The 19,491-nt window shown below is 71.5% G+C and carries 17 protein-coding genes; 16 read left to right on the forward strand and 1 reads right to left on the reverse strand.

Annotated elements, in window-relative coordinates; genetic code table 11:
• Positions 1–11: 11 nt before the first annotated feature.
• The gene (locus ACFRQN_RS19305) at positions 12–587 is read right to left on the reverse strand and encodes a hypothetical protein (RefSeq protein ID WP_234348343.1); all 576 of its coding nucleotides are present in this window, start codon (positions 585–587) and stop codon (positions 12–14) included.
• A gap of 197 nt (positions 588–784) precedes the next feature.
• Here ACFRQN_RS19305 and ACFRQN_RS19310 point away from each other — a divergent pair, with 197 nt between their 5' ends.
• The 16 genes from ACFRQN_RS19310 to nuoN all read left to right on the forward strand — a co-directional run bounded on the left by ACFRQN_RS19310 (position 785) and on the right by nuoN (position 19,421).
• On the forward strand, positions 785–1,864 hold the full coding sequence (locus tag ACFRQN_RS19310) for a sensor histidine kinase (protein WP_380741301.1): 1,080 nt from the start codon (positions 785–787) through the stop codon (positions 1,862–1,864).
• A gap of 44 nt (positions 1,865–1,908) precedes the next feature.
• On the forward strand, positions 1,909–2,637 hold the full coding sequence (locus ACFRQN_RS19315; protein ID WP_380741303.1) for a response regulator: 729 nt from the start codon (positions 1,909–1,911) through the stop codon (positions 2,635–2,637).
• Between the two features lie 535 nt (positions 2,638–3,172).
• On the forward strand, positions 3,173–3,532 hold the full coding sequence (locus ACFRQN_RS19320) for an NADH-quinone oxidoreductase subunit A (RefSeq protein ID WP_030060100.1): 360 nt from the start codon (positions 3,173–3,175) through the stop codon (positions 3,530–3,532).
• A 127-nt stretch (positions 3,533–3,659) separates the two neighbouring features.
• The gene (locus ACFRQN_RS19325; RefSeq protein ID WP_074005520.1) at positions 3,660–4,214 is read left to right on the forward strand and encodes an NADH-quinone oxidoreductase subunit B family protein; all 555 of its coding nucleotides are present in this window, start codon (positions 3,660–3,662) and stop codon (positions 4,212–4,214) included.
• A complete protein-coding gene (locus tag ACFRQN_RS19330; RefSeq protein ID WP_074005521.1) occupies positions 4,211–4,924 on the forward strand; it encodes an NADH-quinone oxidoreductase subunit C in 714 nt (237 codons plus the stop codon). Before ACFRQN_RS19325 ends, ACFRQN_RS19330 begins: the two co-directional genes overlap by 4 nt.
• Positions 4,924–6,264, forward strand: coding sequence for an NADH-quinone oxidoreductase subunit D (locus ACFRQN_RS19335; RefSeq protein ID WP_049651167.1), 1,341 nt, complete (start codon positions 4,924–4,926; stop codon positions 6,262–6,264). Before ACFRQN_RS19330 ends, ACFRQN_RS19335 begins: the two co-directional genes overlap by 1 nt.
• Entirely contained in the window at positions 6,261–7,091 is an 831-nt protein-coding gene (nuoE, locus tag ACFRQN_RS19340) for an NADH-quinone oxidoreductase subunit NuoE (RefSeq protein WP_380741305.1), read from the forward strand. The genes ACFRQN_RS19335 and nuoE overlap by 4 nt, the downstream gene beginning before the upstream one ends.
• On the forward strand, positions 7,091–8,452 hold the full coding sequence (gene nuoF / locus ACFRQN_RS19345) for an NADH-quinone oxidoreductase subunit NuoF (RefSeq protein WP_049651165.1): 1,362 nt from the start codon (positions 7,091–7,093) through the stop codon (positions 8,450–8,452). Before nuoE ends, nuoF begins: the two co-directional genes overlap by 1 nt.
• Positions 8,449–11,022: an NADH-quinone oxidoreductase subunit G gene (locus ACFRQN_RS19350; RefSeq protein ID WP_380741306.1), complete on the forward strand. Its 2,574-nt coding sequence runs from the start codon at positions 8,449–8,451 to the stop codon at positions 11,020–11,022. The genes nuoF and ACFRQN_RS19350 overlap by 4 nt, the downstream gene beginning before the upstream one ends.
• Positions 11,019–12,374, forward strand: a complete 1,356-nt coding sequence (gene nuoH, locus ACFRQN_RS19355) for an NADH-quinone oxidoreductase subunit NuoH (RefSeq protein ID WP_375876368.1) — start codon at positions 11,019–11,021, stop codon at positions 12,372–12,374. The genes ACFRQN_RS19350 and nuoH overlap by 4 nt, the downstream gene beginning before the upstream one ends.
• A 6-nt stretch (positions 12,375–12,380) precedes the next feature.
• Complete coding sequence (gene nuoI / locus ACFRQN_RS19360) at positions 12,381–12,989, forward strand: NADH-quinone oxidoreductase subunit NuoI (RefSeq protein WP_380741307.1); 609 nt, start codon at positions 12,381–12,383, stop codon at positions 12,987–12,989.
• Positions 12,986–13,927 carry an NADH-quinone oxidoreductase subunit J gene (locus ACFRQN_RS19365; RefSeq protein ID WP_380741308.1) on the forward strand — a complete coding sequence of 314 codons (942 nt, stop codon included), beginning with the start codon at positions 12,986–12,988 and terminating at the stop codon, positions 13,925–13,927. The genes nuoI and ACFRQN_RS19365 overlap by 4 nt, the downstream gene beginning before the upstream one ends.
• Positions 13,924–14,223, forward strand: coding sequence for an NADH-quinone oxidoreductase subunit NuoK (gene nuoK, locus ACFRQN_RS19370; protein ID WP_049652557.1), 300 nt, complete (start codon positions 13,924–13,926; stop codon positions 14,221–14,223). Before ACFRQN_RS19365 ends, nuoK begins: the two co-directional genes overlap by 4 nt.
• A gap of 14 nt (positions 14,224–14,237) precedes the next feature.
• Positions 14,238–16,133 carry an NADH-quinone oxidoreductase subunit L gene (gene nuoL, locus ACFRQN_RS19375; RefSeq protein WP_380741309.1) on the forward strand — a complete coding sequence of 632 codons (1,896 nt, stop codon included), beginning with the start codon at positions 14,238–14,240 and terminating at the stop codon, positions 16,131–16,133.
• A gap of 34 nt (positions 16,134–16,167) precedes the next feature.
• Positions 16,168–17,787: an NADH-quinone oxidoreductase subunit M gene (locus ACFRQN_RS19380; RefSeq protein WP_074005526.1), complete on the forward strand. Its 1,620-nt coding sequence runs from the start codon at positions 16,168–16,170 to the stop codon at positions 17,785–17,787.
• Positions 17,784–19,421, forward strand: coding sequence for an NADH-quinone oxidoreductase subunit NuoN (nuoN, locus tag ACFRQN_RS19385; RefSeq protein ID WP_049652549.1), 1,638 nt, complete (start codon positions 17,784–17,786; stop codon positions 19,419–19,421). The genes ACFRQN_RS19380 and nuoN overlap by 4 nt, the downstream gene beginning before the upstream one ends.
• Positions 19,422–19,491: the final 70 nt, after the last annotated feature.

Below are 19,491 nucleotides of genomic sequence, written 5' to 3' on the forward strand. Positions count from 1 at the left end.
CGCCGTCCTCGTCACCGGCGCCGCCGCAGCGTCCGGCGGGCGTAGTCGAGGGCGACCGCGCCGAGCAGCGGGCCCCAGGCGACCAGGGGCAGGTAGGCGAGCGTCATCACCACGGCGGCGAAGCCGTGCGGGGAATCCGGTTCGGCCAGGTTGTGCGCCCAGCCGCCGAGCAGTGCGGCCGTGCCGACATAGGTGAGGACCGCCGAGCCCAGCAGCGCCGGGACGATCGCGGCGAGCGGCCGGACCCGACGGCCGCCTATCAGGGGGATCCACCGGGGCGCCACCAGCCCCCAGGGCCGGACCAGGCCCAGGGTCAGGAAGGCCAGCGCCTCCGCCAGGGCGCTCAGCGCCACGCAGTAGACCGTGCCCCAGCCCGGCTGGTGCGCGCCGTACGCCGCGGCCGTCGCGCCGGAGAAGCCGACCGGGACGCCGAAGCCGAAGGCGATCCGCCACAGCCCCGAGGGGATGGTGCTGAGGACTGCGGCCCCGGCGGCGAGCCGGGCCCAGCGCGGGGCGGGCGGGACGTTCGGGGCCGCCGCCGCGGCCCGGTGGGCGGTGCCGCGGGCGGTGATCACGAGCTTCGACATGGTGGTGGACTCCCTTCGGCTCCGGCCTCCGTGGCCGGTGCGATGACTCAAGACTGGAGGCCCGCCAGGGGTTCGCGGCAGATGCCGATCGGGCTGTTCCTCCTGCTCAACCGGCCTTTGAAATATGCCGATCGGCACAGGCGCGCCGCCCGGGCGGCGTCGTAGTGTGACGGCAGTCGAAGGGTCGAGAAGGGGTGATGACGATGACTCAGATCCTGTCCGGGATCGTCCTGGTCCTGGTGCCGCCGGCCTGGGTGGCGCGGGGGCGGTACGGGGCGGCGGCCGTGACCATGGCGCTCGGGGCGGCGTCGGTCGTGGTCACGGTCGCCGTCTGGCTCCTCGGCCGCTGGACGGAGGGGCAGCGGTGGGCCGGGCTGGCCGGCCTGGTCGAGCTGGCCGTCCTGCTGCTGTCGGTGGTCGTCAGCCTGCGCGCCGAGGACGGCCCGCGGTGCGCGGCGGCGGCCTGGACGGCCTGCGGAGCGGTCGCCCTCTGGCCGTCCCGGTTCGCGTTCGTCGAGGGGCCCGCGGACACGCTCACGCTCTTCGGGTTCGGATCGATGCTCTCCCTGCCGGCCGTCCTGGTCGGGCTCTACCTGCGGGGCCTGGACGAGGGGCGCCGCGAGGCGGTGGCCGAGGCCAGGCGGGCTCAGCGGCTCGAACTGGCCCACGACCTGCACGACTTCGTGGCGCACGATGTCAGCGGCATGGTCGCCCAGGCCCAGGCGGGGGCCTATCTGGCGGGGATCGATCCGGCCGGCGCGGCCGAGATGTTCCAGCGAATAGAGCAGGCCGGGCAGCGGGCGCTGGCCTCGCTGGACCGGACGGTACAGCTGCTGCGCAGCGAGGAGCAGGGCGGCCGCGGTCCGCAGCCCGGACTCGCCGAACTCGCCGAGGTGGCCGAGCGGTTCACCGCGACGGGCGGCGTGAACGTCCGCCTGGAGCTGCCGGAGGAGCCGGTGCCGCGCGAGGTGGAGGGCACCGTCCACCGGATCGTGGTCGAGTCCCTGACCAATGTCCGGCGGCACGCTCCGGCCGCGCGGGCGGTCGAGATCCGGGCCCGCCGCAGCGGTGGACGGCTGGAGCTGACCGTGACCAACGACGGTCGGGCACCGGGCCCGGCGGGGCGGCCGCGCCGGGGCGGCGGCAGCGGACTGCCGGGGTTGGCGGCCCGGGTGGAGGCCCTCGGCGGTTTGTTGGAAGCCGGCCCGCACGAGCGGGAGGCCTGGCGGGTGACGGCGGTGCTGCCGCTGGAGGAGGCCGGCACGGGGCCGGCGTGATCGTAGGAGCCGACGAAGGTCGGCAACGGGGAGAGGTGCGGGACATGGGCAGTGGCACAGGGCCGGTTCGGATCCTGATCGCGGACGACCAGGCGGACGTCCGCAGCGCGTTCCGGATGATCCTGGACGTCCAGCCAGACATGGTGGTGGTCGCGGAGGCGGCGGACGGCGCCGCGGCGGTGGCGGAGGCACGGAGGCTGCGGCCGGACGTGGTGCTCGCGGACATCCGGATGCCGAAGCTCGACGGCCTGGAGGTCACACGCCAGTTGGCCGACCAGTGCAAGGTGATCGTGGTGACCACCTTCGACCTGGACGAGTACGTGCACACGGCGCTGCGGCACGGAGCGGCCGGGTTCCTGCTGAAGCGCTCGGGGCCGGTGCTGCTGATCGAGGCGGTCCGGGCGGCGATGGCCGGGGACGCGTTGATCAGCCCGCAGGTCACCGTCCGGCTGCTGCGGCACATGGCACTCCCGGGCGCGGAGCCGAAGCCGGCGCTGAAGTCGGGGCCGGGCGCGAAGGCAGGGCTGGGCACGAAGGCGGCCGCGGCGGCTCCGCAGCCGACAGTCGGGCCGACGGAGGAACTGACCACGAGAGAAAGGGAGATCGCCGAGCTGGTGGCAGACGGCGCGACCAACGCCGAGATCGGCGCAGGGCTGTTCATCTCACCGGGGACGGTGAAGAACCACCTCGCCAACGTCCAGCGCAAGATCGGCGCCCGCAACCGGGTGGGCATCGCGGCCTGGGTCTGGGAGCAGACGGCCGGCCGCCAGTAGCGGGCCCCGCCCCGGAGCACGAGGGCCCGCGGCCCCGGCGGGCACCGCCGGAGCGGGACGGCGGGCGCGCGGGAGAGGGGGAAGGGAACCCCGCCCGACGGCAGGCTCGCGCGCTTGTGAACGAAGGGTCAAGCGAGCGTTCGGGCCCCGCCACCCCTGCGAGTGAGCCGCTATAACACGTCAACATGACGTCTGAAAATTTGCTCCCTACGACGCATAGTTGATATAGGAACACGCCCCTGACCTGCCACTTCACAAGTAAATGCGACCGCTTGTGATCGTTTGACTGCTTTGCGTCGACAAATCTGGGCATGCTCACATTCGACCCCATTTACAGGGTGTCGTAGATCACAAAGATGGCGTTGAACTGCGTGTCGCAGATCACAAGCCGACGGGCATAAGATGCGCTCGTTCCAGGCTTTGTGAACTGCCTCACATGAGGTGGATCTCGGGAACCGGAACGCGGGTTCACCTCAGTGTGACCTGCCGGTTCCGATCTGCAGTCAAGGACGACTGGACGGAGGGAGCGGGGGCTATGAATGCCTACGCGCCGATCCTCGTACTCGGTGCCATCGCGGCGGCGTTCGCGGTCGGCTCCGTCGTGATGGCCTCACTCACCGGCCCCAAGCGCTACAACCGGGCCAAGTTGGAGGCGTACGAGTGCGGCATCGAGCCGACCCCGCAGCCCGTGGGCGGCGGTCGGTTCCCGATCAAGTACTACCTGACGGCGATGCTCTTCATCGTCTTCGACATCGAGATCGTCTTCCTCTACCCCTGGGCGGTGACCTTCGACGCCCTGGGGATCTTCGGGCTGGTCGAGATGCTCCTGTTCATCGCCACCGTCTTCGTCGCGTACGCCTACGTGTGGCGGCGCGGCGGTCTGGAGTGGGACTGAGCGCGGGGTGGTCAGAGCGCGGGGTGGTGGCCCACCCGTCCGCCGGCTGAGCACCCGCTTGTGAACGAGCGGACAAGCCAGAACCGGCCCACGTATCAGAGGACTTGAGGGCATTGAGAGGGATCTGATGGGAATCGAGGAGAAGCTGCCGAGCGGCTTTCTGCTCACGACCGTGGAGACGGCCGCCGGCTGGGTGCGCAAGGCGTCACTCTTCCCGGCCACCTTCGGTCTGGCCTGCTGCGCGATCGAGATGATGACCACCGGGGCGGGCCGCTACGACCTGGCCCGGTTCGGCATGGAGGTCTTCCGGGGCTCCCCCCGGCAGGCCGATCTGATGATCGTGGCGGGCCGGGTGAGTCAGAAGATGGCCCCGGTGCTGCGCCAGGTGTACGACCAGATGCCCAACCCCAAGTGGGTCATCTCGATGGGTGTCTGCGCCTCGTCCGGCGGGATGTTCAACAACTACGCGATCGTCCAGGGCGTCGACCACATCGTCCCGGTGGACATCTACCTGCCCGGCTGTCCGCCCCGTCCGGAGATGCTGATGGACGCCATCCTGAAGCTGCACGACAAGATCCAGCACGAGCCGCTGGGCGTGAACAGGCGCCGGGCCGAGGAGCTCGGCGAGGCGCTCGCCCTCAAGGCCACCCCGATCAGCGAGATGCGGGGGCAGCTGCGATGAACGAGCAGGTACCCGAGACCCGCCGCGAGCAGCCGGTCCGCGAGATCCCGGTCGAGGTGGTCGGCCGCCGCCAGGGCATGTTCGGTGCCGAGGGCAGTGGCGACACCTCCGGCTTCGGCGGTCTGGCCGCCCCGATCGTGCTGCCCGGTCCGAGCGAACGCCCGTACGGCGGTTGGTTCGACGAGGTCGCCGACGAGCTGGAGGGCGCCCTGGAGGAGCAGGGCCTGGACCCGGTCGAGGTGATCGAGAGGACGGTGGTCGACCGCGGCGAGATCACCTTCCACATCGAGCGCGACCACCTGCTGAGGACCGCCCGGATCCTGCGCGACGACCCGGCGCTGCGCTTCGAGCTCTGCCTGGGGGTGAGCGGCGTGCACTACCCCGGCGACAAGGGCCGCGAGCTGCACGCGGTCTACCACCTGCGCTCGATCACCCACGGCCGGCTGATCCGGCTGGAGGTCACCGCGCCCGACGCCGATCCGCGCGTCCCCTCCGTGGTGAGCGTGTACCCGACCAACGACTGGCACGAGCGCGAGGCCTACGACTTCTTCGGCCTGGTCTTCGAGGGCCACCCGGCGCTCACCCGGATCATGATGCCGGACGACTGGCTGGGCCACCCGCAGCGCAAGGACTACCCGCTCGGCGGCATCCCCGTCGAGTACAAGGGCGCCCAGATCCCGGCTCCCGACCAGCGGAGGTCGTACAGCTGATGAACACCCAGCACTATGGAGAGACCGAGGAAGCCGACGCCCGCGAGACCACCGAGGGCCGGGTCTTCACCGTCACCGGCGGCGACTGGGGCGAGGTGGTCGAGGCGGTCGGCCGGGCCGACGACGAGCGCATCATCGTCAACATGGGCCCCCAGCACCCGTCCACCCACGGCGTGCTGCGGCTGATCCTGGAGATCGACGGCGAGACGGTGAAGGAGGCCCGCTGCGGCATCGGCTACCTCCACACCGGCATCGAGAAGAACATGGAGTTCCGCAGCTGGGTCCAGGGCACCACCTTCGTGACCCGCATGGACTACCTGACCCCGCTGTTCAACGAGACGGCCTACTGCCTGGCGGTCGAGAAGCTGCTCGGCATCACCGGCGACGTCCCGGACCGCGCCAACGTCATCCGGGTGATGATGATGGAGCTCAACCGGATCGCCTCGCACCTGGTCTGCCTGGCCACCGGCGGCATGGAGATCGGCTCCACCACCCTGATGATCTACGGCTTCCGGGACCGCGAACTGATCCTGGACGTCTTCGAGCTGGTCACCGGCCTGCGCATGAACCACGCGTACGTGCGCCCCGGCGGCCTCGCCCAGGACCTGCCGCCCGGCGCGGTCGACCAGATCCGCGAGGCGGTCAAGGTCTTCCGCTCCCGGATGCACGAGTACGACAAACTCGCCACCGGCAACCCGGTGTTCAAGGCCCGCCTGGTCGACGTCGGCTTCCTGGACCTGCCCGGCTGCCTGGCCCTCGGCGCCACCGGTCCGATCCTGCGCGCCACCGGCCTGCCGCACGACCTGCGCAAGACCGACCCGTACTGCGGTTACCAGGACTACGACTTCGAGGTCGCGATCGCGGAGAGCGCCGACTCCTACGGCCGCTTCCTGATCCGCCTGGAGGAGATGAAGCAGTCGCTGCGGATCGTCGAGCAGTGCCTGGACCGGCTGCGGCCCGGCCCGGTCATGGTGGCCGACAAGAAGATCGCCTGGCCGGCCCAACTGGCCGTCGGCCCGGACGGGATGGGCAACTCCCTCGATCACATCCGCAAGATCATGGGCACCTCGATGGAGGCCCTGATCCACCACTTCAAGCTGGTCACCGAGGGCTTCCGGGTCCCGGTCGGCCAGGCGTACGCGGCGGTCGAGTCGCCCAAGGGCGAGCTGGGCGTGCACGTGGTCAGCGACGGCGGGACGCGTCCGTACCGGGTCCACTTCCGGGACCCGTCGTTCACCAATCTGCAGACGATGGCGGCGATGTGCGAGGGCGGCCAGGTGGCCGACGTGATCGTCGCGGTGGCCGGGATCGACCCGGTGATGGGAGGCGTGGACCGGTGACCAACGTCGAACTCGGACTGCCGGCACTGCCGGCCGCACCGTACCCCGAGGAGGTGCGTGCCCGGCTGGCCGCCGACGCAGCCGAGCTGATCGCCCGCTACCCGCAGGCCCGCTCGGCGCTGCTGCCGCTGCTGCACCTGGTGCAGGCGGAGGAGGGCTTCGTCAGCCCGACCGGGATCCGCTTCTGCGCCGAACAGCTGGACCTCACCACCGCCGAGGTCACCGCGGTCGCGACCTTCTACACCATGTACCGGCGTCGCCCGGCCGGGAAGTACCACGTCGGGGTCTGCACCAACACCCTGTGCGCGGTGCTCGGCGGCGACCAGATCTTCGCCGAGCTCCAGGAGCACCTGGGCGTCCGCAACAACGAGACCACCGAGGACGGCGAGGTCTCGATCGAGCACATCGAGTGCAACGCGGCCTGCGACTACGCGCCCGTGGTGATGGTCAACTGGGAGTTCTTCGACAACCAGACCCCGGACAGCGCCCGGCAGCTGGTCGACGACCTGCGCGCCGGCCGAGAGGTCCGGCCCACCCGCGGCGCCCGGCTGTGCGGCTTCAAGGAGACCTCCCGGATCCTGGCCGGCTTCCCCGACGAGCGCCCGGGGGCCAACGACGAGTCCGGCGCCGGCGGCGCGCCCTCCCTGGCCGGCCTGCGGCTGGCCCGCGGCGAGGCGCTGCCCGGCGCCCCCGGCACCAAGGTGGTCGCCCCGCGCCCCGAATCCCCGCGCTCCGACGCACCCCGCCCCGACGCACCCCGCCCCGAGGCCAACGGCCAGGCAGGCAACGGCCAGGCGGGCAACGGCCAGGAAGGGAGCGAAGCGTGATGACCTCCGCCGAGCCGGCCGAGAAGCTGCTCACCCCGGTCCTGTCCGACTCCTGGGACGACAGCCGCCCCTGGACGCTCGACACCTACCGCCGCCACCACGGCTACGAGGGCCTCAAGGCGGCCCTCGCCATGCCGCCGGACGACGTGATCGCCCTGGTCAAGGACTCCGGCCTGCGCGGCCGCGGCGGCGCCGGCTTCCCCACCGGGATGAAGTGGCAGTTCATCCCGCAGAACGACGGCAAGCCGCACTACCTGGTGGTCAACGCGGACGAGTCCGAGCCGGGCACCTGCAAGGACATCCCGCTGCTGTTCGCCAACCCGCACGCGCTGATCGAGGGCATGATCATCGCCTCCTACGCGATCCGCTGCGACCACGCCTTCATCTACCTGCGCGGCGAGGTCGTCCCGGTGCTGCGCCGGCTGCACGCGGCCGTCGCCGAGGCGTACGGGGCGGGGCTGCTGGGCCGGAACATCCTCGGCTCGGGCGTCGACCTGGACATCACCGTGCACGCCGGCGCCGGCGCCTACATCTGCGGCGAGGAGACGGCGCTGCTGGACTCGCTGGAGGGCCGCCGCGGCCAGCCCAGGCTGCGGCCCCCGTTCCCGGCCATCGCCGGCCTGTACGCCTGCCCGACGGTGGTCAACAACGTCGAGTCGATCGCCTCGGTGCCGCCGATCCTGTCCCGCGGCAAGGAGTGGTTCAAGGCCCTGGGCACCGAGAAGTCCCCCGGCTTCACGCTCTACTCTCTCTCCGGCCACGTCACCAACCCCGGCCAGTACGAGGCCCCGCTCGGCGTCACGCTGCGCCAGCTGCTCGACCTCAGCGGCGGCGTCCGCGCCGGGCACCGGCTGAAGTTCTGGACCCCGGGCGGCTCCTCCACCCCGATGTTCACCGACGAGCACCTCGACGTCCCGCTGGACTACGAGGGCGTCGGGGCGGCCGGCTCGATGCTTGGCACCAAGGCGCTCCAGGTCTTCGACGAGACGACCTGCGTGGTGCGGGCCGTCACCCGCTGGACGGAGTTCTACGCCCACGAGTCCTGCGGCAAGTGCACCCCCTGCCGCGAGGGCACCTACTGGCTGGTCCAGCTGCTCAAGCGGATCGAGGCGGGCCAGGGCGTCGACGGGGACCTGGAGAAGCTCCTCGACATCGCCGACAACATCAACGGCAAGTCGTTCTGCGCCCTGGGCGACGGCGCGGCCAGTCCGATCGTCTCCTCGCTCCAGCACTTCCGGGCCGAGTACGAGCAGCACCTGGCCGAGCGCCGCTGCCCGTTCGACCCGGCCGCCTCCACCGTCTGGGCCGACGGCCCCCGCCCCGGCCACCAGTCCGCCACCGAAAGGGAGGTGCACGCGTGACGATCACAGAGCCAACGGCCTCCGAGACAGCGGTCGAACTGGTCACGCTCACCATCGACGGCGTCGAAGTGCGGGTCCCCAAGGGAACGTTGGTGATCAGGGCCGCCGAGACCATCGGCACCCAGATCCCGCGCTTCTGCGACCACCCGCTGCTCGACCCGGCCGGCGCCTGCCGCCAGTGCATCGTCGAGGTCGAGGGCCAGCGCAAGCCGGTCGCCTCCTGCACCATCCCGGTGGCCGAGGGCATGGTGGTGCGCACCCAGCTCAGCTCGCCGGTGGCCGAGAAGGCCCAGCGCGGCGTGATGGAGCTGCTGCTGATCAATCACCCGCTGGACTGCCCGGTCTGCGACAAGGGCGGTGAGTGCCCGCTGCAGAACCAGGCGATGAGCAGCGGCGCCGCCGACTCCCGCTTCGAGGGGATGAAGCGCACCTACGAGAAGCCGGTGCCGATCAGCAGCCAGGTGCTGCTGGACCGCGAGCGCTGCGTGCTGTGCGCGCGCTGCACCCGCTTCTCGCAGCAGATCGCCGGGGACCCGTTCATCGACCTGGTGGAGCGCGGGGCGCTGCAGCAGGTCGGCACCGGCGAGGGCGACGACTTCGAGTCCTACTTCTCCGGGAACACCATCCAGATCTGCCCGGTGGGCGCGCTCACCTCGGCGGCGTACCGGTTCCGCTCGCGCCCCTTCGACCTGGTCTCCTCGCCGAGCGTGTGCGAGCACTGCGCCTCGGGCTGCGCGCAGCGCACCGACCACCGGCGCGGCAAGGTGCTGCGCCGGCTGGCGGGCGAGGACCCGGCGGTGAACGAGGAGTGGAACTGCGACAAGGGCCGCTTCGCCTTCCGCTACGCCCAGCAGCGCGACCGGCTGACCACCCCGCTGGTGCGGGTGGACGGCGAGCTGGTGCCGGCCTCCTGGCCGGAGGCGCTGGCCCGGGCGGCCGAGGGGCTGCGCGGGGTCCGGGCGGGGGTGCTGGCCGGCGGCCGGGTGACGGTCGAGGACGCCTACGCGTACGGGAAGTTCGCGCGGGTGGTGCTGGGCACCAACGACGTGGACTTCCGGGCCCGCCCGCACAGCGGCGAGGAGGCGGACTTCCTGGCCGCGGCGGTGGCCGGGCGGGGCGTCGACGTGGACGGCACCGGGGTGTCGTACGAGGACCTCGACCGGGCGCCGGCGGTGCTGCTGGCGGGCTTCGAGCCGGAGGAGGAGTCGCCGATCGTCTTCCTGCGGCTGCGCAAGGCGACCCGGGCGACGGGCCTGAAGGTGTTCTCGGTGGCCGCGTTCGGCTCCCGGGGCCTGGCGAAGCTGCGCGGGGCGCTGCTGCCGGCCGCCCCCGGCACCGAGCCGGAGTGGTTCGCGGCGCTGGCGGCGGACGAGCCGCTGAACGACGACGCGGGCCGGGCGGCCGAACTGCTGCGCACCCCGGGCGCGGTGATCCTGGCGGGCGAGCGGCTGGCCGCCGTCCCGGGCGGGCTGACGGCGGTGCTGCGGTTGGCGCACGCGACGGGCGCGAAGCTCGCCTGGGTGCCGCGCCGGGCCGGTGAGCGCGGGGCCGTCGAGGCGGGCGTGCTGCCGGGCCTGCTGCCCGGCGGGCGTCCGGTGGCCGTTCCGGCGGCCCGGGCGGAGGCGGCCGCGGTGTGGGGCGGTGCCGAGCCGCCGTCCCGGCCGGGCCGGGACACCGACGGGATCCTGGCGGCGGCCGTGGCGGGCGAGTTGGACGCGCTGCTGGTCGGCGGCGTGGACCCGGACGACCTGCCGGATCCGGCGCTGGCCGACGAGGCGCTGGCGGTGGTGCCGTTCCTGGTGTCGCTGGAGCTGCGGCCCTCGGCGGTGACGGCGCGGGCCGACGTGGTGCTGCCGGTGGCGGCGGCGGCGGAGAAGGCCGGCACCTTCCTGGACTGGGAGGGCCGGGTGCGGATGTTCGAGTCGGCGCTCAAGCCGGACCAGCAGATGGGCCGCCACCTCCAGCCGGACCTGCGGGTGCTGGGCATGCTGGCCGACGCGCTGGGCCACCGGCTGGGCCTGCCGGACGTCCGGGCGGCCCGGCTGGAGCTGGACCGCTTCGCCCCCTGGGAGGGCGACCGCACGGCCGACCCGGCGGCGCACCCGGGCCTGCTGCCCCGACCGGCCACCGGCCAGGCGGTGCTGGCGGGTTGGCGCCTGCTGCTGGACAACGGCGTGCTGCAGCAGGGGGACCCGCACCTGGCGGGCACCCGGCACCGGACGGTGGCCCGGATCTCGGCGGAGACGGCCAAGGAGATCGGCGCCGGGGCGGCCGAGGAGCTGCGGCTGACCGGTCCGGCCGGATCGCTGACCCTGCCGCTGGAGGTCACCGACTCGATCCCGGACCGCACGGTCTGGGTCCCGCTCGACTCCACGCCGGGCGGCGCCCACCGCGCGCTCGGCACCACCGTCGGCCACCTGGTCACGATCGCCGCGGCCGAGTCGGAACCCGAGCCCGAACCCGAGCCCGAAGTCGGACCCGGACCCGAAGTCGGACCCGCACCCGGGGCCGGCTCCGAACCCGGGGCCGCGGACGAGACCGCCGGCGACGGCACAGGGGAGGACCGATGACGTCGCAGCCGTACGAGACGCTCCACTTCTTCGGGCAGGACCCGTGGTGGCTGGTGCTGCTGAAGGCGGTGTTCTGCTTCGCCTTCCTGGTCCTGACGGTGCTGATCGCGATCGTCTGGGAGCGCAAGGTGGTGGCCTGGATGCAGCTGCGCATCGGGCCCAACCGGCACGGCCCGTGGGGCCTGCTGCAGTCGCTGGCGGACGGCGTGAAGCTGGCGCTGAAGGAAGACCTGGTGGTCAAGGGCTCGGACAAGGTGGTCTACATCCTGGCCCCGATCGTCTGCGCCATCCCCGCGTTCATGGCCTTCGCGGTGATCCCGTTCGGTCCGGCCGGCAACGAGGTGTCGATCTTCGGCACCCGTACGCCGCTCCAGCTGACGGACTTCCCGGTCGCGCTGCTGTACGTCCTGGCGACGGCCTCGGTGGGCATCTACGGCATCGTGCTGGCCGGCTGGTCCTCGGGTTCGACGTACCCGCTGCTGGGCGGGCTGCGCTCGTCCGCGCAGATGATCAGCTACGAGATCGCGATGGGCCTGTCCTTCGCGGCGGTGTTCATCTACTCGGGCTCGATGTCGACCTCGGAGATCGTGGCGCACCAGCAGCCGACCTGGTTCGCGGCGCTGCTGCCGGTGTCGTTCATCGTCTACATCATCGCGATGGTCGGCGAGACCAACCGGGCGCCGTTCGACCTGCCGGAGGCCGAGGGCGAGCTGGTCGGCGGCTTCAACACCGAGTACTCCTCGCTGAAGTTCGCGATGTTCATGCTGGCCGAGTACGTGAACATGGTGACGGTCTCGGCGGTGGCCTCGACCCTCTTCCTGGGCGGCTGGCGGGCCCCGTGGCCGGTGACGACCTTCTGGGAGGGCGCCAACCACGGCTGGTGGCCGATGCTGTGGATCACGCTGAAGATCCAGCTGCTGCTGTTCTTCTTCATCTGGCTGCGCGGCACGCTGCCCCGGCTCCGCTACGACCAGTTCATGAAGCTGGGCTGGAAGGTGCTGATCCCGGTCTCGCTGGTGTGGCTGGTGCTGATCGCGAGCGTGCGGGCGCTGCGCAACGAGGGCTACGGCTTCGGCCAGGTGGTGCTGTACGTGGGTGCCCCGGTCGGGGCGGTGCTGCTGCTGGCGCTGCTGCGGGACTTCCTGAGGAAGCAGCCGGAGTCCGGGGAGGCCCCGCCCGGTGCGGGCCCGGCCCGGCCGAAGGACGGGGGGGAGTTCGACCCGATGGCGGGCGGCTACCCCGTCCCGCCGCTGCCCGGCCAGGTGCTCCCGCCGGTGCCGCGCCGCCGCAGCCGTGCCCCGAAGCAACTCCAGGACGCCCTCAACGGGGCCGACCATTCCGAAGGGAGCTGAACCGAGATGTCCGACCAGTCCGATCGAACGGGCCACGCCGAACGGGGCGACCGTCCGTCGATCCTCGGCCCGGCCGCCGGCTTCGGCGTGACCTTCAAGGCCATGTTCAAGAAGCGGCTCACCGAGCAGTACCCGGAGCAGAAGAAGCCCACCGCTCCGCGCTTCCACGGCCGCCACCAGCTGAACCGGCACCCGGACGGCCTGGAGAAGTGCGTCGGCTGCGAGCTGTGCGCGTGGGCCTGCCCGGCCGACGCGATCTACGTGGAGGGCGCGGACAACCAGGACGAGGAGCGCTACTCCCCGGGTGAGCGCTACGGCGCGGTGTACCAGATCAACTACGCCCGCTGCATCCTGTGCGGGCTGTGCATCGAGGCCTGCCCGACCAGGGCGCTGACCATGACCAACGAGTACGAGCTGGCCGACTCCTCCCGGCGGGACCTCATCTTCACCAAGGAGCAGCTGCTGGTGGGCCTGTCCGAGGGCATGGTCGACACCCCGCACGCGATCTTCCCGGGCACCGACGAGGGCGCGTACTACCGGGGCGAGGTCACCGCGGCGGCGCCGGGGACGGTCCAGCAGGAGCGCACCGAGCGGGACAAGGAGGTGCAGCAGTGATCGCGCGGCTGGCGGAGGCGACCGGGACGACCTCGACGGGCGAGGCCGTCCAGTTCTGGGTGCTCGCGGTGATCGCGGTCGGCGGTGCGCTCGGCATGGTGCTGATGCGCAAGGCCGTGCACAGCGCGCTCTGCCTGGCGGCCACCATGATGGCGCTGGCGGTCTGTTACATGGCCCAGGGTGCGGTGTTCCTGGGCGTGGTGCAGATCGTGGTCTACACCGGCGCGATCATGATGCTGTTCCTGTTCGTGGTGATGCTGGTCGGCGTCACCAGTGAGGACTCGCTGAAGGAGCAGCTGAAGGGCCAGCGGTTCGCCGCGGCGCTGTGCGGGCTGGGCTTCGGCGTGCTGCTGATCGCCGGGATCGCCAACGCGAAGCTGGACCACTTCACCGGGCTGTCCGAGGCGAACGCCGAGGGCAACGTGCCGGGCCTGGCCCGGCTGATCTTCACCCGCTACGTGTGGGCCTTCGAGGTCACCGGCGCGCTGCTGATCACCGCGGCGATCGGCGCGATGGTGCTGACCCACCGGGAGCACGTGAAGGCGCCGAAGACGCAGCGCGAGCTGGCGGCGCAGCGGGTCGTGGACAACATCCAGCTGCCGCCGCTGCCGGCGCCGGGCGTGTACGCCCGGCACAACGCGGTGGACGTGCCGGGGCTGCTGCCGGACGGCACGATCGCCGAGGACTCGGTGATGGCGACGCTGCGCGAGCGCGGCCAGGTCCGGGACGTCAGCCAGGCGATGCTGCGGCGGATGGCGGAGCTGGAGAACAGCACGGCGGACTGGCTGGGCCGTCCGTCCTCGGAGCGGCCGGCCGTGAAGGCCCCGCGCAAGTCGCTGGAGCCGGTGCCGGCCAACGGCGCCCCGCTGCCGGCGAACGGCGGGCCGGTGCCGGCGAACAACGTGAAGCACCCGGCCGACGAGGAGGGCGCGGAGTGAACCCGGTCAACTACCTCTACCTGTCGGCCCTGTTGTTCACCATCGGAGCGGCCGGGGTGCTGGTCCGACGGAACGCGATCGTGCTGTTCATGTGCGTGGAGCTGATGCTGAACGCCTCGAACCTCGCCCTGGTGACCTTCTCCCGGCTGCACGGGACCTTGGACGGCCAGATCATCGCGTTCTTCACGATGGTGGTCGCGGCGGCCGAGGTCGTGGTCGGCCTCGCCATCATCGTCTCCATCTTCCGGACCAGGCACTCCGCTTCGGTCGACGACAGCAACCTGATGAAGCTGTAGGCGGAGGGCCCTCGGTGAAATCTCTCATTCCGCTGCTGGTGGCGGCTCCACTGGCGGGCGCCGCCCTGCTGCTGCTCGGCGGCCGGGCGCTGGACCGCTTCGGCCACTGGCTGGCCACCGCGCTCGCGGCGCTCTCGTTCGGCTTCGGCCTGGCCCTGTTCTCGGACATGCTCGGCCGTGACGCCGAGCACCGGGCGATCACCCGGCACCTGTTCAGCTGGATCCCGGTGAACGGCTTCCAGGCCGATATCTCCTTCCGGCTCGACCAGCTGTCGATGACCTTCGTCCTGCTGATCACCGGTGTCGGCACGCTGATCCACCTCTACTCGGTCGGCTACATGGCGCACGACGAGCGCCGGCGCCGCTTCTTCGCGTACCTGAACCTGTTCCTGGCCGCCATGCTGCTGCTGGTGGTCGCGGACAACTACCTGCTGCTGTACTTCGGCTGGGAGGGCGTGGGCCTGGCCTCGTACCTCCTGATCGGCTTCTGGCAGCACAAGCCGAGTGCGGCGACGGCGGCGAAGAAGGCCTTCATCGTCAACCGGGTCGGCGACATGGGCCTGTCCATCGCGATCATGCTGATGTTCGCGGAGTTCGGCTCCTTCGCCTTCGACCCGGTCTTCGGCGGTGCCCACCAGGCGAGCGAGGGCAAGCTGACGGCGATCGGCCTGATGCTGCTGCTGGCGGCCTGCGGCAAGTCGGCGCAGGTGCCGCTGCAGTCCTGGCTCGGGGACGCGATGGAGGGCCCGACCCCGGTGTCGGCGCTGATCCACGCGGCCACCATGGTGACCGCGGGCGTCTACCTGATCACCCGCTCCTCGGCGGTCTTCGACCTGGCGCCGGACGCGCAGACCGCCGTGGTGGTGGTCGGCGCGGTCACGCTGCTGTTCGGTGCGATCGTCGGTTGCGCCAAGGACGACATCAAGAAGGCGCTGGCCGGCTCGACGATGTCGCAGATCGGCTACATGGTGCTGGCGGCCGGGCTCGGCCCGATCGGCTACGCCTTCGCGATCATGCACCTGGTGACCCACGGCTTCTTCAAGGCCGGGCTGTTCCTCGGCGCCGGGTCGGTCATGCACGGCATGAACGACGAGGTGAACATGCGTCACTACGGCGGCCTGCGGAAGTACATGCCGGTCACCTTCGTCACCTTCGGCCTCGGCTACCTGGCGATCATCGGCTTCCCGGGCCTGTCCGGCTTCTTCTCCAAGGACAAGATCATCGAGGCGGCCTTCGCCAAGGGCGGCACCGAGGGCTGGATCCTCGGGGGGTGCGCGCTGGTCGGCGCGGCGGTCACCGCGTTCTACATGACCAGGGTCATGGTGCTGACCTTCTTCGGCGAGAAGCGCTGGCAGCCGGACGCGGAGGGCAACGCCCCGCACCCGCACGAGTCGCCGCGGACGATGACCGTCCCGATGGTCCTGCTGGCCTTCGGCTCGGTCTTCGCGGGCGGGCTGTTCGCCTTCAACGACTCCTTCCTGAAGTGGCTGGAGCCGGTCACCGGGCACGAGGAGGGCAACTCCCCGCTCGCCCCGCTGACCGTCACCCTGCTGACCACGGCCTGCATGCTGGCCGGCGTCGGCCTCGCGTACCTGGTGTACGGGCGCTCGCCGGTCCCGGTGGTGCCGCCGGTCGGCTCCCCGCTCACCCGGGCCGCCCGCCGCGACCTGCTGCAGGACGACTTCAACCACGCGGTGCTGGTGCGGCCGGGCTCGGCGCTCGCCGCGGCGCTGGTCTTCTTCGACAGCCGCGGCCTGGACGGCGTGGTCAACGGCCTGGCCGCCGGGATCGGCGGGCTCTCCGGCCGGCTGCGGCGGGTCCAGAACGGCTACGTCCGCTCGTACGCGCTCTCCATGTTCGGCGGCACGCTGGTGCTGGTCGCCATGACTCTCCTGATGAGGTCCACGTGATGACTCGTCCTGATATCCGTTGGGGGGCCAGGCCATGAGCTTTCTGTTGACCGCCACCTGCGCCGTCCCGGCGGCCGGCGCGGTGCTGACGGCCGCGCTGCCCGCCGGGTCCTCCGAGAGCCGGCGCAGGACCACCAAGGCCGTCGCGCTGGGCGCCTCGGCCGTCACCCTGGTGCTGGCCGCCGTGGTGGCGGCCCGGTTCGACCCGCACGGCGCCCGCTTCCAGCTGAACGAGTCGTACAGCTGGATCCGCTCCTTCGGCATCACCTTCTCGCTCGGCGTGGACGGTATCGGCGCGGTGCTCGCCCTGCTCACCGCCGTGCTCGTGCCGCTGGTGATCCTCGCCTCCTGGCACGACGCCGACCCGGCGCCGGCCGGGCCGGACGGCACCTTCGAGAACAAGCGCCGCACCCAGGCCTTCTTCGCCCTGATCCTGGCGGTGGAGGCGATGGTGGTCGTCTCCTTCTACGCCACCGACGTCTTCGTGTTCTACGTGTTCTTCGAAGCCATGCTGATCCCGATGTACTTCCTGATCGGCGGCTTCGGAGACCGGGCGGGCGGCCCCGAGTCGGCGCGTCAGCGCTCCTACGCGGCCGTGAAGTTCCTGCTCTACAACCTGCTCGGCGGCCTGGTGATGCTGGCCGCCGTGATCGGCCTGTACGTGACGGCGCAGGACCAGGGCTTCGGCACCTTCGACCTGCCGACGCTGACCTCGGCGATCGCCGACGGCCGGCTCCAGCTGACCGGCACCGCCGAGAAGGCGCTGTTCCTGGGCTTCTTCTTCGCCTTCGCGGTGAAGGCCCCGCTCTGGCCGCTGCACACCTGGCTGCCGAACGCGATGGGCGAGTCCACCGCCGGCACCGCCGTGCTGATCACCGCGGTGGTGGACAAGGTCGGCACCTTCGCGATGCTGCGCTTCTGCCTCGGGCTGTTCCCGAACGCCTCGAAGACCTTCGCCCCGGCGATCCTGGTCCTGGCGCTGATCGGGATCGTCTACGGCGCGCTGCTGGCGATCGGCCAGAAGGACATCAAGCGCCTGGTGGCGTACGCCTCGATCTCGCACTTCGGTTTCATCATCATGGGCGTCTTCGCCCTGACCAGCCAGGGCCAGAGCGGCGCGACCCTCTACATGGTGAACCACGGCCTGTCCACGGCGGCGTGGATGCTGGTGGCCGGCTTCCTGATCTCCCGTCGCGGCTCGCGGCTGATCGCCGACTACGGCGGCGTGCAGAAGGTCGCCCCGGTGCTGGCCGGGACGTTCCTGATCGGCAGTCTGGCCACCCTGTCGCTGCCCGGGCTGGCCCCGTTCGTCAGCGAGTTCCTGGTCCTGGTGGGCACCTTCACCCGCTACCCGGCGATCGGGATCGTGGCCACCTTCGGCATCGTGCTGGCCGCGCTGTACGCCCTGCTGCTGTACCAGCGCACCATGACCGGCCCGGTGAAGGACGGGGTGCGCACGATGCCCGACCTCAAGGCCCGCGAACTCGCCGTGGTCGGCCCGCTGGTGGCGCTGACCATCCTGCTCGGTGTCTACCCGAAGCCGCTCACCGACCTGGTCAACCCCTCGGTGAACGCGACGCTCTCGCAGGTCCACCAGACCGACCCGGCGCCGGCCCACCCGGTCGCCGCCACCTCAGGAGGTGAGCAGAAGTGAGTGCCACCGCAGTGCTCGCCGCCGCCGGCGGCAACACCCCCAGCATCCCGGCGCCGCACATCGAGTACGGCCAGCTCTCCCCGATGCTCGTGGTGTTCGCGGCCGCCGTGGCCGGCGTCCTGGTGGAGGCCTTCGTGCCCCGCCGGTACCGGCACTGGACCCAGGTGACGCTCGCCCTGGCCGGGCTGGTCGGCGCCTTCGTCGCCGTGGTGGTGCTGGCCGTGCAGAGCCACGGCTTCACCCGGATCGACCTGCTGGCCATGGAGTCCGTCGCGATGGACGGCCCGGCGCTGTTCCTCCAGGGCGTGATCCTGCTGGCCTCCGTGGTCGCGGTGCTCACCTACGCCGAGCGGAGGCTGGAGCCCAAGGCCGGCGGCCTGCCCGCCGACGCCTTCGCCGCCCAGGCCGCCGCCACCCCCGGCGGCGAGCAGGAGCGGGCCGCGGTCCGGGCCGGCTTCGCCACCAGCGAGGTCTTCCCGCTCACCATGTTCGCGGTCGGCGGCATGCTGCTGTTCCCCGCCGCCAACGACCTGCTGACCATGTTCGTGGCGCTGGAGGTCTTCTCGCTGCCGCTGTACCTGCTGTGCGCGCTGGCCCGGCGCCGCCGGCTGCTCTCCCAGGAGGCGGCGGTCAAGTACTTCCTGCTCGGCGCCTTCGCCTCGGCGTTCTTCCTGTTCGGCACCGCGCTGCTGTACGGCTACGCGGGCAGCGTGAAGCTCGGCGACATCGGGGACGTCATCTCCGGCAAGGCGATGACCACCCCCGCGCAGCTGAGCACCACCCAGAGCGACGCGCTGGTGCTGACCGGCCTGGCGATGCTGGCGGTCGGCCTGCTGTTCAAGGTCGCCGCGGTGCCCTTCCACTCCTGGACCCCGGACGTCTACCAGGGCGCGCCGACCCCGGTGACCGGTTTCATGGCGGCGGCCACCAAGGTCGCGGCCTTCGGGGCCTTCCTGCGGCTGTTCTACGTGGCCTTCCCGGGCCTGCGGCTGGACTGGCGGCCGGTGATGTGGGGCGTCGCGATCCTCACCATGGTGGTGGGCGCGGTGCTCGCGGTGACCCAGCAGGACGTCAAGCGCCTGCTGGCGTACTCCTCGATCGCGCACGCGGGGTTCATCCTGACCGGCGTGATCGCCGTCAACAAGCAGGGCATCTCCTCGGTGCTGTTCTACCTGCTGGCGTACTCCTTCGTGACGCTCGGCGCGTTCGCGGTGGTGACGCTGGTGCGCGACTCCAAGGGCGAGGCGACCCACCTGTCCAGCTGGGCCGGCCTCGGGCGGCGCTCGCCGCTGGTGGCGGCGGTGTTCGCGCTGTTCCTGCTGGCCTTCGCCGGGATTCCGCTGACCTCCGGGTTCACCGGGAAGTTCGCGGTGTTCCAGGCCGCGGCCAGCGGCGGGGCGACCCCGCTGGTGGTGGTCGGTGTGCTGAGCTCGGCGGTGGCCGCGTTCTTCTACATCCGGGTCATCGTGCTGATGTTCTTCTCGGACCCCCAGCCGGGGGGCCCCACGGTGGCGGTCCCGAGCGCCTTCACGGCGACCGCGATCGGGGTGGGGGTGCTGGTCACGCTGGGTCTCGGACTGCTGCCGCAGTACTTCCTCGACCTCGCCTCCAAGGCCTCGCTGTTCGTGCGCTGACCTTTACGCCCACCGCTCCCGACCAGGGCCCCGTCCGGGCCGCGCTCAGCCCCCGCGGCCCGGGGGCGTC

Origin of the sequence: Kitasatospora sp. NPDC056800, assembly GCF_042789775.1 — a bacterium.
Lineage (GTDB): Bacteria > Actinomycetota > Actinomycetes > Streptomycetales > Streptomycetaceae > Kitasatospora.

Excerpts from the sequence above, each read along its gene's own strand:
- ACFRQN_RS19325 (WP_074005520.1), top strand. The coding sequence starts at position 3,660 with ATGGGAATCGAGGAGAAGCTGCCGAGCGGCTTTCTGCTCACGACCGTG.
- ACFRQN_RS19305 (WP_234348343.1), bottom strand. The coding sequence starts at position 587 with ATGTCGAAGCTCGTGATCACCGCCCGCGGCACCGCCCACCGGGCCGCG.
- nuoH (WP_375876368.1), top strand. The coding sequence starts at position 11,019 with ATGACGTCGCAGCCGTACGAGACGCTCCACTTCTTCGGGCAGGACCCG.
- ACFRQN_RS19315 (WP_380741303.1), top strand. The coding sequence starts at position 1,909 with ATGGGCAGTGGCACAGGGCCGGTTCGGATCCTGATCGCGGACGACCAG.
- ACFRQN_RS19380 (WP_074005526.1), top strand. The coding sequence starts at position 16,168 with ATGAGCTTTCTGTTGACCGCCACCTGCGCCGTCCCGGCGGCCGGCGCG.
- ACFRQN_RS19310 (WP_380741301.1), top strand. The coding sequence starts at position 785 with ATGACGATGACTCAGATCCTGTCCGGGATCGTCCTGGTCCTGGTGCCG.
- nuoI (WP_380741307.1), top strand. The coding sequence starts at position 12,381 with ATGTCCGACCAGTCCGATCGAACGGGCCACGCCGAACGGGGCGACCGT.
- ACFRQN_RS19330 (WP_074005521.1), top strand. The coding sequence starts at position 4,211 with ATGAACGAGCAGGTACCCGAGACCCGCCGCGAGCAGCCGGTCCGCGAG.
- nuoF (WP_049651165.1), top strand. The coding sequence starts at position 7,091 with ATGACCTCCGCCGAGCCGGCCGAGAAGCTGCTCACCCCGGTCCTGTCC.
- ACFRQN_RS19335 (WP_049651167.1), top strand. The coding sequence starts at position 4,924 with ATGAACACCCAGCACTATGGAGAGACCGAGGAAGCCGACGCCCGCGAG.
- ACFRQN_RS19320 (WP_030060100.1), top strand. The coding sequence starts at position 3,173 with ATGAATGCCTACGCGCCGATCCTCGTACTCGGTGCCATCGCGGCGGCG.